At 67.3% G+C, this 15,805-nt stretch carries 12 protein-coding genes and 2 pseudogenes; 3 read left to right on the forward strand and 11 right to left on the reverse strand.

Going from position 1 to position 15,805, the window contains the following annotated elements:
• Positions 1-36: 36 nt before the first annotated feature.
• The 3 genes from ACVWZ8_RS07355 to ACVWZ8_RS07365 all read right to left on the reverse strand — a co-directional run bounded on the left by ACVWZ8_RS07355 (position 37) and on the right by ACVWZ8_RS07365 (position 4,040).
• Complete coding sequence (locus tag ACVWZ8_RS07355; RefSeq protein WP_456504247.1) at positions 37-2,544, reverse strand: GcvT family protein; 2,508 nt, start codon at positions 2,542-2,544, stop codon at positions 37-39.
• A gap of 77 nt (positions 2,545-2,621) precedes the next feature.
• Entirely contained in the window at positions 2,622-3,584 is a 963-nt protein-coding gene (purU, locus tag ACVWZ8_RS07360) for a formyltetrahydrofolate deformylase (RefSeq protein ID WP_456505914.1), read from the reverse strand.
• Positions 3,585-3,689: 105 nt separating this feature from the next.
• Positions 3,690-4,040, reverse strand: a complete 351-nt coding sequence (locus ACVWZ8_RS07365) for a bifunctional 3-phenylpropionate/cinnamic acid dioxygenase ferredoxin subunit (RefSeq protein WP_456504248.1) — start codon at positions 4,038-4,040, stop codon at positions 3,690-3,692.
• Between the two features lie 236 nt (positions 4,041-4,276).
• Between ACVWZ8_RS07365 and ACVWZ8_RS07370 the strand changes: the two genes are divergently transcribed.
• Both ACVWZ8_RS07370 and ACVWZ8_RS07375 read left to right on the forward strand, forming a co-directional pair.
• The gene (locus ACVWZ8_RS07370) at positions 4,277-5,467 is read left to right on the forward strand and encodes an NAD(P)/FAD-dependent oxidoreductase (RefSeq protein WP_456504249.1); all 1,191 of its coding nucleotides are present in this window, start codon (positions 4,277-4,279) and stop codon (positions 5,465-5,467) included.
• Between the two features lie 70 nt (positions 5,468-5,537).
• Positions 5,538-6,671, forward strand: a complete 1,134-nt coding sequence (locus ACVWZ8_RS07375; RefSeq protein ID WP_426975506.1) for an aromatic ring-hydroxylating oxygenase subunit alpha — start codon at positions 5,538-5,540, stop codon at positions 6,669-6,671.
• Here ACVWZ8_RS07375 and ACVWZ8_RS07380 read toward each other — a convergent pair.
• A complete protein-coding gene (locus ACVWZ8_RS07380) occupies positions 6,668-7,474 on the reverse strand; it encodes an IclR family transcriptional regulator (RefSeq protein ID WP_426975504.1) in 807 nt (268 codons plus the stop codon). The two genes, ACVWZ8_RS07375 and ACVWZ8_RS07380, sit on opposite strands and share 4 nt — an antisense overlap.
• A gap of 206 nt (positions 7,475-7,680) precedes the next feature.
• On the opposite strand from ACVWZ8_RS07380, the gene ACVWZ8_RS07385 reads away from it, so the two are divergent.
• Positions 7,681-8,688 carry a bile acid:sodium symporter family protein gene (locus ACVWZ8_RS07385; protein ID WP_456504250.1) on the forward strand — a complete coding sequence of 336 codons (1,008 nt, stop codon included), beginning with the start codon at positions 7,681-7,683 and terminating at the stop codon, positions 8,686-8,688.
• Between the two features lie 23 nt (positions 8,689-8,711).
• On the opposite strand, the gene ACVWZ8_RS07390 is transcribed toward ACVWZ8_RS07385, so the two are convergent.
• The 7 genes and pseudogenes from ACVWZ8_RS07390 to ACVWZ8_RS07420 form a co-directional block, all read right to left on the reverse strand.
• Positions 8,712-9,746: a DUF2891 family protein gene (locus ACVWZ8_RS07390; RefSeq protein ID WP_456504251.1), complete on the reverse strand. Its 1,035-nt coding sequence runs from the start codon at positions 9,744-9,746 to the stop codon at positions 8,712-8,714.
• Between the two features lie 27 nt (positions 9,747-9,773).
• Entirely contained in the window at positions 9,774-10,745 is a 972-nt protein-coding gene (locus ACVWZ8_RS07395; protein WP_456504252.1) for a DUF979 domain-containing protein, read from the reverse strand.
• Positions 10,742-11,461, reverse strand: a complete 720-nt coding sequence (locus ACVWZ8_RS07400) for a DUF969 domain-containing protein (RefSeq protein ID WP_426975498.1) — start codon at positions 11,459-11,461, stop codon at positions 10,742-10,744. The genes ACVWZ8_RS07395 and ACVWZ8_RS07400 overlap by 4 nt, the downstream gene beginning before the upstream one ends.
• A gap of 209 nt (positions 11,462-11,670) precedes the next feature.
• Positions 11,671-12,348 carry a GntR family transcriptional regulator gene (locus ACVWZ8_RS07405; protein WP_426975497.1) on the reverse strand — a complete coding sequence of 226 codons (678 nt, stop codon included), beginning with the start codon at positions 12,346-12,348 and terminating at the stop codon, positions 11,671-11,673.
• A 127-nt stretch (positions 12,349-12,475) separates the two neighbouring features.
• Positions 12,476-13,087: a LacI family DNA-binding transcriptional regulator gene (locus ACVWZ8_RS07410; protein ID WP_456504253.1), complete on the reverse strand. Its 612-nt coding sequence runs from the start codon at positions 13,085-13,087 to the stop codon at positions 12,476-12,478.
• A gap of 86 nt (positions 13,088-13,173) precedes the next feature.
• Positions 13,174-13,623 (reverse strand): annotated as a pseudogene (locus ACVWZ8_RS07415) (GNAT family N-acetyltransferase); the annotation flags it as partial.
• 101 nt (positions 13,624-13,724) lie between these two features.
• Positions 13,725-15,685 (reverse strand): annotated as a pseudogene (locus ACVWZ8_RS07420) (FAD/NAD(P)-binding protein).
• Positions 15,686-15,805: the final 120 nt, after the last annotated feature.

Below are 15,805 nucleotides of genomic sequence, written 5' to 3' on the forward strand. Positions count from 1 at the left end.
TCTCGGGATTCGTTGAAGAGCCTGGATGGAATCGGTTCAGCCGCGCAGGCGCTCCATCCCCGGATCAACCAGGGGTTCTGCAGTCACGGTGGCCGCGATACGGGTCCCGAAGTATTCGATTTCGACGGTGTCGCCCTCGGCGGTGTGGGCCGGCAGCCAGGCATAGGCGATCGGCTTGCCCACGGTGTAGCCGTAGGCGGCGCTGGTGACGTAGCCGGCGGGTTCGCCGTTGAAGTACACGGGTTCCTTACCCAGCACCACCGAGGTGCCGTCGTCGACTGTCAGGCAGCGCAGCTGCTTGGTGGCCGGCTGCCCGCGGCGGGCGGCGAGGGCCGCGGAGCCCACGAAGTGCTCCTTGTTCTTGCCGATCGAGAAGCCAAGCCCGGCCTGGTACGGCTCGTGCTCGGGGGTCATGTCGGTGCCCCAGAGCCGGTAGCCCTTTTCCAGGCGCAGGCTGTTGAAGGCCCCGCGGCCGGCGGCAATGATGCCCTGCTCCTGGCCCGCGGCGAACAGGAGGTCCCAGAGCTTGAGCCCGTAGTCGGCGGACGTGTAGAGCTCCCAGCCGAGTTCGCCCACGTAGGACAGCCGCATGGCGGTGACGGGGATGCCGCCGATCCGGACCTGCTTGGTGCGGAAGTACTTCAGGCCGTCGTTGCTGAAATCGTCGGTGCTGACCTTCGCGATGACCTCCCGGGCCAGCGGGCCCCAGAGCCCGATGCAGCAGGTGGCGCCGGTGATATCGCGGACCTGGACCCACTGGCTGACATCCTGGGACGTCTGCGTCCGGGCCTCCCGGGTGAGGTAGCCGACATCGATGTTGCCGTTGGCGCCCACCTGGAAGGTGGTTTCATCCAGCCGCGCAATGGTGATGTCGCTGCGTACCCCGCCGTCGCCCGCGAGCAGCAGGCAGTAGGTGACTGCCCCGGGTTTCTTGTCGATCTGGCCCGCGCTCAGGCGCTGAAGCAGTGCCAGCGCGCCGGGGCCCGAAACCTCCAGCCGCTTCAGCGCCGTCATGTCATAGAGCGCGACGCCGGTGCGCGTCTTCCACGCTTCCGCTGCGGAAATGGGCGAGTGGAACATGTTGGCCCAGGGCTCGCGTTCCGGGGCCCGCCATTCGTCCGGCAGTTCGGCGAGGAGCGCGCGGTTGGCTTCGAACCAGTGCGGACGCTCCCAGCCGCCGGCCTCCAGAAAGTAAGCGCCAAGTTCCCGCTGCCGGCAGTTGAACGGGCTGACCCGCAGCTCCCTCGGGGATTGCCGCGGCTGCAGCGGGTGCAGGATGTCGTAGATTTCCACGAAGTTCTGCTGCGATGTTTCGCTGACGTAGCTCTCGGAGGTCTGCACCTTCTCGAAGCGGGAAACCTCGCATTCGTGCAGCGGCGTCCGGGACTGGCCCTCGATCAGCAGCTCCGCCACGGCCTTCGCCACGCCTGCCGAGTGGGTCACCCAGACGGCTTCGGCGACGTAGAAGCCCTCGACGTCGGGGGACTCGCCGATCAGCGGGCCGCCGTCGGGGGTGAAGGAGAAGATGCCGTTGAAGCCGTCGGCGATTTCCGCCCCGCGCAGGGCCGGGAGCAGCTGCTTGCTGTCCTCCCAGCAGGGCAGGAAGTCTGCTTCGGTGAACTCCAGCCGCGACGGCATGCGGTGCTCGGACATCTGCCCGGCGGTGACTTCCGGGAGCGTGTCCAGCGCCACGGGCATGGGCCGGTGGGCATAGGAGCCGATGCCCACCCTGTCGCCGTGCTCACGGAAGTACAGGTCCTTGTCCTGGTGCCGGAGGATGGGCATCCTGGCTCCATTGGCCGGGTCCAGGGGGTTGGTGCCCAGGTTGGTGCCCCTGAGTTCGGGCACCGCGGTGGTCTTCACGTATTGGTGGGCGAGGGGCAGGAGCGGCACGGCCATTCCTGCCATGGCACCGATCTTCGGCCCCCAGAACCCGGCACAGGACACCACGATGTCCGCCGGGATCACGCCGTCGGGCGTCTGGACCCCGGTGACCCGTCCGCCGGACTGCTCGACGCCGGTGACGGCCGTCGACCCGAGGAACGTTACGCCCGCGGCCGTGGCCTTGCGGATGAGCAGCTGGACTGCGCGGGCTGCCGAGGCCAGGCCGTCGGAGGGAACATACAGTCCGCCGAGCACCATGCCCTGGTCCAGCAGCGGATAGTGCTTGGAACACTCGTCGGGATCGATGAGGCGGCCTTCGATCCCCCAGGAGGTGGCGTAGCCCAGTTTGCGCTTGAGGTCTTGCAGCCGTGCCGGGGTGGTGGCGATCTCCAGCCCGCCCACCTGGTTGAAGCAGGAGACGCCTTCATCGCTGAGGGACAGGAGCTTGTTGACCGTGTAGGTGGCGAACTCGGCCATCGTCTTGGACGGGTTGGTCTGGAACACCAGGCCGGGCGCGTGCGACGTGGAGCCGCCGGCCAGGTTCAGCGGACCCTGTTCGACCACTGTCACATCGGTCCAACCACGGGTGGACAGTTCGTCCGCCAGGTTTGCACCGACAATGCCGGCACCGATGATCACGACGCGGGGTGTAGCCCTCATACGGAAGCTCCTGTTCTTGACATACGGCATGCTGCAGGTCGGCGCACCCGCTAAGGGCTCGCGGCTGTGGCGGGGATCTAGCGGAAGACGACGGTCCGGGAACCGTTCAGGAGCACCCGGTGCTGGCAGTGCCACTTCACTGCCCGCGAGAGCGCGATGGCCTCGGCGTCCCGGCCGGTGGTGACCAGGGAATCCGGATCCGCGCTGTGGTCCACGCGGAAGACTTCCTGCTCGATGATGGGGCCTTCGTCGAGCTCGACGGTGACGTAGTGCGCGGTGGCGCCCACCAGCTTGACCCCCCGGTCGTAGGCCTGGTGGTAGGGCTTGGCGCCCTTGAACCCCGGGAGGAAGGAGTGGTGGATGTTGATGGCCCGGCCGAGGAGTGACCCGGACAGTTCGTCGGTGAGGATCTGCATGTAGCGGGCCAGTACGACGAGGTCTGCCTGGTACTCGTCCACGAGGCTGAGCAACGTGGCTTCGGCCTCCGGCTTGGTGGCCGCCGTAACGGGGACATGGATGAACGGCAGGCCTGCTGCTTCCGCCATGGCGCGCAGGTCCTCATGATTGGATACGACGGCGACGAGGTCCGCGCCGAGGCTCCCGGCCTTCCAGCGGAAAATCAGGTCGTTGAGGCAGTGGCCGAATTTTGAGACCATGACCAGTACCCGCTGCGGCCGGTCGTCATGGAAGCGGAATGTCATCCCGAATTCGTCGGCGACCGCGGCGAAGTCAGCGGCGAGGGAAGCTGCGGTGCTGTTGGTTTCGTTCCCGATGCTGCCGGAAGAGGGATCGGGCGAGCCGGCGAAGCCCGACGGGCCGGGGGCGGGGATGGCTGAGAGAGTTCCCGTGAAGGCGGTGCGCAGGAACAGCGTGTTGCTCACATGGTCGTCAAATTGCTGGTGCTCCGCGATGTCGAAGCCCCGCACAGCCAGGAAGCTGGAGACGGCGTGGACAATTCCGCGGCGCTCGGGACAGGCCACTGTCAGGACGAACGGCGTCGCCTGCCGCCCGGGTGCTGCCGTGGTCTGCGCCGCCGGGATGTGTGCCGGCGGGGCTGCGAACTCCTGGAGCTCATTGCTCAGTTGTAGCGTCAAGGTCTTCCCCTCTTTGCCTGGATTGGAGTTTGGTTTAGTGCTGCGAAGGCCTTAGGCGTGTCCGTCAACCGTGAGGCCGGGAGGAAGGTTGGGAGCGTCTTCGGACTCCTGGACCATGATCTGGCCGTCCACCACCGTCACTGTGTGGACGCGGACGGGGAGTTTTGCCGGCGGGGCGTCCACGGCCCCGGTCCGCAGGTTGAATCTGGAGGCGTGCAGTGGGCATTCGACCTCGCACCCTTCCACCCAGCCGTCTGCCAGTGAGGCGTCCTGATGGGTGCACGTGTCGTCGAGTGCAAAGAGTTCGCCGTCTTCGGTGTGAAAAACGGCGATGGGCGGGGATGTGTCGAGCCGGAGTGCCTCTCCGGGAGCCAGTGCGCTGAGTGGGCATACGTTGTGCATTGAATGAACCTCTTTTTTCACTGGTGACGGGCCTGGCCCCCTGGAGGGTTGTGCCATCGTCAACGGCAATCACAATACGCAACAGAGTGATCTATGCCACTCGGCCTTGTCAAGGGTCCGGGCTTAACAGCCCGGGGCTATTGACACTGGCGAGTGGCGTAAGTCACGCTGTCTACCAGAAGACTGTTGTTGCGCTATACGCAATTGGTTGCAATTAATTTAACGGGAAGGCAGCCATGAGGACTTTGGCAATCGTGGGGGCATCGCTCGCCGGAATATCCGCCGCCCGGGCAGCCCGGGCGCAGGGCTTCAACGGGAGGCTCGTCATCATCGGTGAAGAGCCACATCGGCCCTATGACAGGCCGCCGCTGTCCAAGGATTTCCTGGCAGGCAAACTCCACGGCGATCACCTGTTCCTGGAAGCCCCCGGGATAGGGCCCGACGCCGAACCGTTGCAGGCCGAATGGATCCTCAGCGCCAAGGCCGTGCGGCTGGATGCGGAGTCCCGGACCGTCTTCCTCAGTGACGGCCGGGCCGTCCCGGCCGACGGCGTCGTGATCGCCACCGGGGCCCGCGCCCGGACCCTGCCCGAACTCGCCGGACTGGACAATGTCTTCACGCTCCGGACCCTGCAGGATGCGCAGGACCTGGCTCCCCAGCTGTTGCCCGGTGGCCATCTGGTGATCGTGGGGGCCGGGTTCATCGGCGCGGAGGTGGCCTCCACCGCGCGCGCTCTCGGAATGGAGGTCACAGTGATCTGCTCCTCCTCGGTCCCCTTGGCCGGCCCCCTCGGAGCCGAAATGGGTGCGGTCATGGCCAGGCTCCATGGCCTTAACGGGGTGGAGCTGGTGTGTGACGCGAGCATTGACTCCTACTACAGCGGTGAGGGAAACGTCACCGGAGTGCGGCTTGCCGACGGGCGCTACCTGCCCGCCGACGTCGTGCTGGTGGCAATCGGAGCCGCACCCAACACCGGCTGGCTGGCAGGCTCGGGCCTGCAGCTCGGCGACGGCGTCCTGTGCGACGGGATGGGCCGGACCGGCGTACCGGGAGTGGTCGCCGTGGGTGACTGCGCCGCATGGTGGGACGGGCGGTCTGCCCGGCATCACCGCGTGGAACATTGGAGTGCCGCCGCCGAGCGGCCCGCGCTGGCCGTGGCTGCCGTCCTCGACCCGGAGACCCCGCAACGCCCCGTGAGCCTGCCGTATTTCTGGTCCGACCAATACAACGTCAAGCTTCAGTTCGCCGGGCACGCCCGGGACGCGGACCGCGTGGCCATCGAGGCCGGCGATCCCGCGGAACACAGCTTCCTGGCTGTTTACTACCGCGGCGCTGATCCCGTGGCTGTGCTGGGCGCCAACCAGCCGCGGCTCTTCACCCGGTGGCGCCGCCGGCTCAACGCCGCAGCCTGCCTGGCACCCGCTTGAAAAACTGACACACCACTTGCGTGATTACCCGAATGACCACCCCGACGTCCGTCACCGCAGAGGAGCATTAATGACCACCGAAGTAGCCTCGCCGAGTCTCATCCCCACCCTGCCGGGCCACACCTACGTCAGCGAGGAAATCTTCCGCGCGGAACAGGAGCGCATCTTTGAACAGATGTGGTTCTGCGCCGTGCGTACCGCCGACCTCGAAAAGCCCGGATCCTTCAGGACCGTGCAGGTGGGCCGTGAGAGCGTGCTCATCAACCGCACCAGAAAGGGCGAGGTCCGGGCGTTCTACAACATCTGCCGGCACCGCGGCGTCAAGCTCTGCATGGAGGAATCCGGCGAGGCCAACCGCTCCTTCCAGTGCCCGTACCACGCCTGGACCTACGACCTCGAGGGAAAGCTGATCGCGGCTCCCAACCTGACGAAAATGCCCGACATCGACCGGAACGAATACGGGCTGGTGAAGGTTCATGTCCGTGAATACCTCGGGTATGTCTGGGTGTGCCTGGCTGATGAGCCGCCGTCCTTTGAAACGGACGTTATGGGCGCCATCGCGGAACGGCTCGGCGACCTGCGCGCGGTGGATGACTACGACATCGCCAACCTGAGCCTGGGCCGGCGCATCAAGTATGACGTCAAGGCCAACTGGAAACTCATCATCGAAAACTTCATGGAGTGCTACCACTGCGCCACCATCCACCCCGAGCTGACGGAGGTGCTGCCGGAGTTCGCGGACGGCCTGGCCGCGCAGTACTTCGTGGGCCACGGCGCCGAATTCGGAGACGACGTCAAGGGCTTCACCATTGACGGCTCCGAGGGACTGGACCGGATCCCGGGGGTGGGCGACGATCAGGACCGCCGCTACTACGCCGTCACCATCAAGCCCACGGTTTTCGTGAACCTCGTGCCGGACCACGTGATCATCCACCGGATGTTCCCGATGGCGGCGGACCGGACCATTGTTGAATGCGACTGGCTGTACCTGCCCAGCGTGGTGGACAGCGGCAAGGACATCAGTGCCTCGGTTGAACTGTTCCACCGTGTCAATGAGCAGGACTTTGATGCCTGCGAACGTTGCCAGCCGGCCATGGGATCGAAGATCTACGCCAAGGGCGGGGTGCTGGTGCCCAGCGAGCACCACATCCAAGCTTTCCACCGGTGGGTGACGGAAAAAATCGGCGGCGCCGGAACGGCCTAAGCGTCGATGTAGCCCATCTTCGCGCTGATGGAATGCCCGGCCTGCTTGAGCTCATCAATCAGGCCGGGTATCCGCTCCGGATCGAAACGGAACGCCGGCCCGGAAATGCTCACCGAACCAACCACTGCACCGCGGTGGTTCCGCACCGGGACGGCGACGGCGTTCAGGCCCGGTTCCAGTTCCTCATACACCGTGGCGTAACCCGCGTCCGCGATGCCGGCAAGCTGCCTTTCCAGTTCGTCCCGGGAGGTGATGGTCCGTTGGGTATAGGGTTCCAGTCCGGCTTCGGCCAGGACGCGGTTGCGCGCCTCGGCGGCCAGGGCGGCAAGCAGCACCTTCCCGCTGGAGGTGGCATGCAGCGGAGTCAGTCCGCCGATCCAGTCCTGGGTGGCAAGGGTGGACGGGCCCATGGCCTGGTCCACGTTCACCGCGTAGTGGGAGCGCAGCACCGCAAGGTTCACGGTTTCGCCGAACTTTTCCACGAGATCCTCCAGCTCCGGCCTGGCTTCCTTGACCACGCTCAGCCGGGCGGGGATGGCGCTGGCCAGCCGCAGGATGTTGAAACCCAGCTGGTATTTTCCGCGATCATTGTTCTGCTGCACCATGCCCCGGGCGTCCAGGGCGCTGAGCAGCCGGGACGCCGTGGACTTGTGGACCCCCATTTCCTCCGCGATCTCGCTGACGCCTGCATCGCCGGTGCGCGCCAGGATTTCCAGGACCGTGATAGCGCGGTCCACGGACTGCACGCCGCCATGCTGCGAGCCGGATTCGGGGTCAAGCGGGGAGAAGTCGTCGGCCATCATAGAAGCCATCGTCTCAAACGAGGTCAAGGGCCGCAGGGACCCCGCCGTCGGGGCAGCGTGCCGCACTTCGTGCCGACTGCTTCCGCCCGCCCGGCCTTCGGGCCTCCCCCCGCTGGACGTGGCAGCTCGTCCAAAAAATCTGACATATTCCTCCGCCGGCCGGTCATGAACTGGCTCCGGCGCGGCCGCGGTGTCACCATGCTTGGATGCTTGAGGCAACCAAATCCCCCCAGTCCGCCCCGGAGACCAGCGCTGGCGCGGTCCCGGTCAATCCCGCTCTCGCCGCCGAGGCCAAGATCGCCCGCATCGCGGTCACCGTCTTCCCGCTGCTGGTCGTCGCCGCCGGCGTCGCCGGATACCTGCTGCCGGGGGCCTTCAAGCCCCTCGGCCCCAGCGTGCCGTACCTGCTCGGCATCATCATGTTCTGCATGGGCCTGACCCTGACGCCGCCCGACTTCGCCTCGGTCGCCAAGCGCCCCTGGGCCGTGGTCCTGGGCATCGTGGCGCACTACGTCATCATGCCCGGCGCCGGCTGGCTGATCGCCGTCGCCCTGAACCTGCAGCCGGAACTGGCTGTGGGCCTGATCCTGGTCGGCTGCGCCCCCTCCGGCACGGCCTCCAATGTGATGGCGTTCCTGGCCAAGGGCGACGTCGCCCTCTCGGTCGCCGTCGCTTCCGTGTCCACCCTGATTGCCCCGATCGTGACGCCGCTCCTGGTGCTGTTCCTGGCCGGGTCCTACCTGCAGATCGACGCCGGCGCCATGGTGCTGGACATCGTCAAGACCGTCCTCCTGCCGGTGATCGCCGGTCTGCTGGCCCGCCTGTTCCTCAAGCAGCTCGTCGCCAGGCTGCTGCCGGCCCTTCCCTGGGCCTCCGCCGTCGTGATTTCACTGATCGTGGCGATCGTGGTCGCCGGGAGCGCCAGCAAGATCGTCGCCGCCGGCGGGATCGTGTTCCTCGCCGTAGTGCTGCACAACGGCTTCGGCCTGGGCCTGGGTTACCTCGCCGGCAAGCTGGGGCGCCTGGATGACAAGGCCCGCCGGGCGCTGGCCTTCGAGGTCGGCATGCAGAACTCGGGCCTGGCCGCGACCCTGGCCACCGCGCACTTCAGCCCGCTGACCGCGCTGCCGTCAGCAGTGTTCTCGTTGTGGCACAACATCTCCGGCGCGATCGTCGCGGCCTGGCTGGCGCGGCGCCCGCTGGAGGACGCTTAGGGTTCGGCGCTGGACCGATCTGACTACCGCGCGGAGACCAGCGCGTCCCAGGCGAAGCTGGCAAGCCAGTGGCTGGACATGAACTCCTCCGTGACGACCGAACTCAGGCCGGCCGAGAGCAGCGGCTCCAGCGCCTCGTCCAGGACATCCACGGCACTGGTGGCGCCGCCTGCCGCCAGGGCTTTCCGGATGCGGATGATCTGGCCGGCACGCGTGAGATTCAGTCCGTTGAGGTGGGCCAGGTAGCCGTCGGACTCATCCGTCACGGTGGCCTTGGCCAGGATGCGGGCATCCACGGACAGGCCGGGCAGGAATGCGTCAAACCAGCGGGAAAAGTCGTCGGCCTCCAGCACCCGCGCCATGAGGTCAGCCTCGCTGAGGCCTGCGGACAGGAAATCCTGGCCGCTCAGTTCCCACTCCCCCGGCCAGCCGGCGTCGTTCCTGAACCAGCGCAGGGAAGTCTGTTCGCATACTGCTGCGGCGTCGTCGCGGCCCAGCAGGCGGAAGGAATCCAACATCATGCCCAGTCCGAAGGCCGCGTTCGTGTGCAGTCCGTGCCGTACCGGGAACTCGGCTTTGGCTATCCAGCCGGCCACGAGGGATGCCACGATGTCCACCAGCGAGTCCAGGGCGGCTCCCCAGCGGAGGACCTGCTCATCCTCGGAGCTGGCGGCAGTGGCGGCCAGGCGCACCAGCCAGGCCCAGCCGTACGGGCGCTCCCAGCTGGGGTTGGCCAACAGGTAGGCGCCCTCCACCGCCAGGTTTTCCGCCGTGAGGTTGGCCTCCAGCGCGGTCCGCAGTGCCGCGTCCCGCCCGGCGTCGAGACCGTGCTCGAGCAGGCTCACGCCCAGCCAGGTCATGTGCACGCAGGAATGCCAATCGAAGGACGTGTGGAACGCCGGGTGCAATTCCTGCGGGCTGGGGCGGTCCGCCAAAGACTTTTCCACATGGTGCGAGGCGTAGGGGTATGGCCTGGACAGGTTCTCCAGGACAATATCCGCGTATTGCCTGGCGAGTGTGTCCATCTCGACGGAAGCGTGGACGGTGGTGGCATTCATGCGTTCTCCTTGCGTTTCGGTTGCAGGCTAGTTGAAGCCCAGGAAGTACATCAGCCCGATGTTGGCGCCCAGCAACGGGATGGCGGTCGGGATCTGTGCCTTGATCACGCCGTATTTGTTTTTCATTTCCAGCAGCGCCGACGGGACCAGGTTGAAGTTGGCCGCCATCGGCGTGCAGAGCGTGCCGCAGAAACCGGCGAGCATCCCGATCGCGAAGATGATCGCCGGGGTGCCATGGAAGGTCTGGACCAAAACCGGCCAGCCGATGGCCGCAGTCATGATGGGGAACGCGGCAAAGGCGTTGCCCATCAGCACCGTGAAGAGGAACATTCCCACGGAATAGACAAGGACCGCGGCGAGCAGCGAGCCTTCGGGCAGCATGCCCTTGGCCAGAGTGCCGACGGCCGTCCCCACGCCGGCCTTGGTGAACAGGATGCCGAGGGTGGAAAGCATCTGAGGCAGCAGCGCGGCCCAGCCAATCGATTCAAGAATGCGGCGCCCCTCGAATACCGGGGCCAGCTTCTGCTGGGGGCGCAGGAGCACCACCGCGACGACCGCGGCCACCACGGCGCCCAAGGCCAGCGCCACGAGCGTGGTGTTGCTTGGATCGAACAAGGGCTGGCCGCCGATGTTCAACACCGGAGCCAGCAGCACGATGATGACGGTGACCACGGGCAGGGTCAAGGCCGGAATGAACAGCTTGTTGCCGAACTTGGCAGCGGCCTCGGTGCGGCTGTCCACGCTGGTGGTCTTGGCTCTGCCGTCACCCAGCAGACCGGTGCTTGCCAGTGCGACCAGAACCAGCACGGCGATGCCGAGGACCCACGGCGGCGCCGTGCCGGCCTGGACCCAGGTGCCATAGAAGAAACACAGGCCCAGCAGGCCCCAGAAGGTGGAGCTGCCCCAGCGTTTGGGGTGGCTCGTGTCCCGGGCGATCAGGAATGCCCAGGCGACAAAAAGCAGGCCTATCAGCCAGTAGACGGCTTCAACCTTGATCATGCGTTTCCTCCGGCGGTGACGGTCTGCAGGGTCTTCTCTTCTTCTACTGGGCGGGCATCCTTGTCCAGCTGCCGGTCGAGGCGCAGCAGGCGGAAGCCGTGGATCAGAAAGGCGATGATTGCGGTGGGGATGGCCCACACGGCGAGCTCCAGCGGCTCCAGGTGAAGGCCATAGGTGGTGTCGACAAACGTGGTGATCAACAGGATGGAACCGACGGCGACAAAGATGTCCTCGCCGAAGAACACGCCCACGTTGTCCGCGGCGGCGGAGTGTCCCTTGATCTTTTCCTTGACCTTCTCTGAGACCTTGCCGTAGCGGCGGAGAGCGGCGCCTTCCGCCATCGGGAAGACGAGCGGACGCACTGTCTGGGCATGGCCGCCGATGCTGTTCAGACCCAGCGCCGCCGTACCTTGGCGGACGAGCAGGTATCCGAGCAGCACCCGGCCGGCCGTCAGCTTGGCTAGCTTGGAGATCAGCGCTTTGGCCTGCTCCTGCAGGCCGTAACGCTCGATGATGCCGATCACCGGCAGCACCACGACAAAGACTGTCACGGAACGGCTGCTGGCAAAGCCGGAGCCGAACGCATTGAGGATTTCGAGTGGCGACAGACCGCCGAGGAGGGCTGTGACGATGCCGGAGACTGTGACAACGATCAGTGGGTTCAGGCGGATGGCGAAGCCAACGATCACCAGCAAGACCCCGATGAGTACGAGCATATTTATCCGTTCCCGCATGGGCCAGGGCCGGTCAGCGGTCGATTGTAGTTGGTGAGGCACGGCCAACGGCCTGTCGCGGATCAACTGTCCACGGACAGTGGTGCCCGTCACTGTGACCAACAGCATAAGCTTTTGTTCAACAATCTGACAAGGCGTACGGCGCGCGGGATTTAACCGCGCTCCCGCCGGTCCGCGCCGCGGGCATACAGCTACGGGGCCATTGCCGCCAGCAATTGGGCCTCCGCACGGTCCAGGTACTGGCGCATGAACTCCGCCGCGGCGGCGTTGTCCCCGGAGGCCACAAGCTCGATCAGGCGCAAATTGTCGGCCAGGTAGGGTTCATGGAAGGCGGGATCGGACCCCATCGCGTGGAACACCAGGCGCATCTCGGCCAGCACCTGCGCCATGAGTGCGTTCAGCCGCTCGCTGGCTGCCCGTGCCACCACGGCGCGGTGGAATTCCTGGTTGGCGGCTGCCATGCCGGGAATATCACCGCGGGATCTGGCCATTTGGCCCGCAGCCACAATGTCGCGCAGCTCGTCGACGGACGCCGGAGCCTGCCACATGATGGCGGCCGGCTCGAGGAAGCGCCGCACACGGTATATCTCGCGGACGTCCTCCGCGTTGGGCTGGGCGACGAACACGCCCCGGTTCGGAATGCGGGTGATGATGTGTTCGGCATGCAGGGCCGTGAAAGCCTCGCGCAGGGTATTGCGGCTGACGCCGAGCGCCTCGCCCAGGGCTTCCTCGGACAGTTTTGTGCCCGGGGGTAGCTGGCCGGCCGAAATCCGCTGGCGCAGCTGGGCCGAGACCCACAGGCCGGTGTGGGCATGGGTTGCACCCCTGGCCAGCTGGCGCAATTCTTCCAATACCGCCTCAAAAGTCATGACCACCAGCCTAGGCCCGTCTTCGAAGCCGGGGAGCACAGCACAACTGCAAAGCCCGTGCCCGCAACCATGGCAGGAACCATGCGGCCGGCCCGTCGTCGTGCGGCAGCACGGCTGCCGCCACCGTTCAATCCCCGACGTCGGCCCGCAGGCCGTCTGCGGGGATCTGGCCGTTCAGCCGGTCCTGCAACAGGGCCACGGCGTGTTCCGCCCAGACTTCCGCGCCCGACGCCGATCCCGCACCGGGTGCCAGGACATCGAAGCCCGCCGGCTGCAGGGTGTCCGAGAAGACCAGTTGGGCCACGCCGCGCGTGTCGAGTTCTGCCAGCGTCGCGAGGTCGCCGGGGTTGCGGTCCGCCGGCACGGAGCCGAGGATGACGCCGTCGGCCCCGCCGGAGAGCATGAACTGCCGCCAGCTTTCGCCGAGGAGGATGACCGGCTGGTAGCCGTGCCGCGGCAGGATCCGTGCCGCGGCGGTGGCCAGTGCCCGGTCCCAGGAATCGTCGAGATCCGTGATGGCCACGGCCACGACGTCCGTCCGTCCGCGCCGCATCCCGCGGGCCGCCCGGTTGGGAACGTAACCGAGTTCGCGGGCTGCGGAGTGCACGCGGTCCTGGGTGGGCTGGCTGATCCGGGTGGTCCCGCCGAGCCGGCCGGAGAGCACGTAGGAGACGGTGGTCAGGGACACCCCTGCAGCCTCCGCGACGTCGCGGATGGTGGGCGTGGATCCTTGCCGCACTGATTGCTCCCGGGTAGTTCGCCGCCGCGACAACGCGGCGGTTCTGAAAACGCTGTTCCGGATTGAACTCTAGCCCGAAGCCGCCGCAGATTCTTGGTGAAGGCCAGCGGGCCGACGGTTTCCGGATCGGCGGAAAGGTCGAACTGCGGCTCATAGCCGGTGTTGAGGTAGAGGTGCTTGGCCTCGGGTTGGCGGGGGCCGGTGGTCAGGTAGACCTTGCGGTAGCCGCGCCGGGCCGCGAGCGCCTCGAGTTCGCCAAGCACGAACCGTGCCAGCCCGCGGCGCCGGTGGGCGGAGTGCGTCCAGATCCGCTTGAATTCGGCCGTCTGCGGACCACGACGCCGGAACGCGCCGCCGGCCACGGACTCACCGCCTTCCTGGACGATCAGCAGCGCCCCGCCGGGAGCCGCGAATTCCCCGGCCGGGTAGCGGTTGAGCTCCTCCGCGGCGGCTCCCCGGCCGAAGAGGTTCCCGTACCGGGTGTCGTATTCCGTGGCCAGTTCGTCCAGGAGCGGCCGCACGCGGGGATCACTCATCGGCAGGTTCAGCACCGTCAGTTCCGGCGCTTTCAGTTCCGGCGCCGTCAACGCTGGGGTGCTCGGCGGCGATGCCGCCGGGATCGTTGGGTGGTGCATGGTCAGGCCTTTCTGCCGGCGGTGGCCCCCTGCTGGCGCACCTGGTCCCCCGCGAGGATAGTCAGGATACGCCGGGCGAGGGCATCGTTTTCACGGAAGGGTGCGGCGTTGGTGCCTGGGCGGGCAAATGCCCCGGCGCCCCAGCCGGAGGTTCCCGGGCCCACGCCGAACAGCCTCGGCTGCCGCTCCCCCACGGAGCTGAGCAGCTCGTTGTGTTCCGAGACGAGGAGCCGCCCGGTGGAGTGCAGTCCGTCCGCGCTGAGCAACTGCTGTCCGGCGCCGATCCCGGCGCGGTGCAGCTGGCGCAACAGCGGGTTCGCCGAGCGGTCCACGGACGGTGCCGGCAGCCGCGCCTCGATGAAGGCGGTGGCCGCCACGGTGACGCCGGAGCCGGTGTCGCCAGCCCCGGAGCGGGCCTGGCGCGCCACGAAGCGCCCGATTTCTCCTCCGCCGAGACCTGCAGCCTCGGGCCGAGGAACCGCAGGACGCCCGCCCGGTGCAGGGCCAGCATCTCGCGCAGCCGGCGCGGCGGCGGGCCGGAGTCCACAAAGCTGAAGAAGCCGTGCCACCAGCCATGGACGTCCTGCTGCGAGCGGGAGGTCAGCCGCTCCGGCGGCACCAGCCGGCCCAGGTCCATGTACACCTTGAGCAGGGCGGTGAAAAGCGCGAGGGTTTCGGAGTGGTCCGGCCCGGTGCGCAGCCGCAGGTCGTTTTCGATGTAGCCGGTCACGGCGTCCTGGACCTCGTCCAGTCCGGAGAAACTCCGGCCGGCGAAGGGGTGATCCAGCTGTTCGAGGTCCAGGTGCAGTTCCGGATCGGGTACGGACTCGGCCACCAGCCGGCGCCGTTCCTGGCTGTACCAGTCCACGGCTGCGAAGCGCCCGGCAAACTCGTCCCAGCCGATGCTGGCCCGCTCCGGGTAGCCGGTGAACAGCTCACGATAGTAGCCGTAGCCGGCGTCCTTGGCGATGAGCGGCCAGAGCTGGGTGCGGAAATCCAGTTCGCCGTGGTCCGCCAGGAGGGCATCGATTGCCCCGGCGGTGAAGAACCGCGGCGCCCCGGCGGGCTCGCCGCGCAGCGTGGAGGAGATCTTCGAGTGGTAGGGCACGCCCCGCCGGGACCCGGCCCAGATCCGCGGCTCTGCTCCGGACGTGAGGTACCTCAGGCCGCCGTCGGGGGTGTCCTCGAAGCGGCCGCCCCGGCCTTCCGTCAGCAGGACCAGCAGGTCAACGAACGCGAGCCCCATGCCCGCGACAATCACGTCCTGTCCCGCACGGATCGGCGAGTAGTCGACGTCGCTCGTGTAGCTGGGCGCCGCATGGAAGCCCCCGTGCCGGGCGGCGAAGTCCGCCCAGGCCGCGGATGCCGCATCGGGCAGCGAATCCGTGTGCCCCAGTGCGGTGACCACGACGTCGGCGCGCAGCGCCGTGCCGCCGGCCAGCCGCACAAGGTACCCGCCGGCGTCGTCCTCAGTGACAGCTTCGAGGCCGACGGCGGTGTCCCGATGGACGGTGACCGGAGCGCCGGGAGCAAGCTGGGCGACGGCGCGCCGGAAGAACCACTCGAGATAGGCGCTCTGGAGCTGCCGTGTGGGGAACGTGGTGCCGGAGAGTTCCTTCAGCTGCCACCGCAAGCCGGCCGGGAGCTCCGGGACGTCCGCAACTGAGCCGTCCAGCACTCCGGCGGCCCAATCGGCCAGCGCAGGTCCCTCCGCGGCTGGTCCTTCGCACTGCACCGAGGCGTCCGTGAACATGGTGACGTCCGCCGCGGCCGAGTTCAGCATCAGGCCCGGGTGCTGCCGGTAGCCCCAGATCCGCCCGGAGCCCGCGGTGTGCGGCTCCACGACGTGGATGTCCATGCTCCCGCTGAAGAGCTCCGGCCGGTTGGCGGCCAGACGTTCCAGGATGCCGGCGGTGCGCGGGCCGCCGCCGACAAAGACCACGGACGGCGGACTCGCTGGCATGGGGACTCCTATTCAGGGCGGCACATATTCCGGGTGGCTCAGGGCCCTCATGCTAGGCACCGGAACGGGCGGCGGGCGAGGCTCCGTTCACGGCGGTTCACCCCGCGTAACGGCGCGTCA

This window comes from Arthrobacter sp. UYCu723 (assembly GCF_054059215.1).

Bases quoted from the DNA above. Each gene is read 5' to 3' on its own strand.
- ACVWZ8_RS07355 (WP_456504247.1), bottom strand. From the start codon at position 2,544: ATGAGGGCTACACCCCGCGTCGTGATCATCGGTGCCGGCATTGTCGGT.
- ACVWZ8_RS07365 (WP_456504248.1), bottom strand. From the start codon at position 4,040: ATGCACAACGTATGCCCACTCAGCGCACTGGCTCCCGGAGAGGCACTC.
- ACVWZ8_RS07370 (WP_456504249.1), top strand. From the start codon at position 4,277: ATGAGGACTTTGGCAATCGTGGGGGCATCGCTCGCCGGAATATCCGCC.
- ACVWZ8_RS07375 (WP_426975506.1), top strand. From the start codon at position 5,538: ATGACCACCGAAGTAGCCTCGCCGAGTCTCATCCCCACCCTGCCGGGC.
- ACVWZ8_RS07380 (WP_426975504.1), bottom strand. From the start codon at position 7,474: ATGATGGCCGACGACTTCTCCCCGCTTGACCCCGAATCCGGCTCGCAG.
- ACVWZ8_RS07385 (WP_456504250.1), top strand. From the start codon at position 7,681: ATGCTTGAGGCAACCAAATCCCCCCAGTCCGCCCCGGAGACCAGCGCT.
- ACVWZ8_RS07390 (WP_456504251.1), bottom strand. From the start codon at position 9,746: ATGAATGCCACCACCGTCCACGCTTCCGTCGAGATGGACACACTCGCC.
- ACVWZ8_RS07395 (WP_456504252.1), bottom strand. From the start codon at position 10,745: ATGATCAAGGTTGAAGCCGTCTACTGGCTGATAGGCCTGCTTTTTGTC.
- ACVWZ8_RS07400 (WP_426975498.1), bottom strand. From the start codon at position 11,461: ATGCTCGTACTCATCGGGGTCTTGCTGGTGATCGTTGGCTTCGCCATC.
- ACVWZ8_RS07405 (WP_426975497.1), bottom strand. From the start codon at position 12,348: ATGACTTTTGAGGCGGTATTGGAAGAATTGCGCCAGCTGGCCAGGGGT.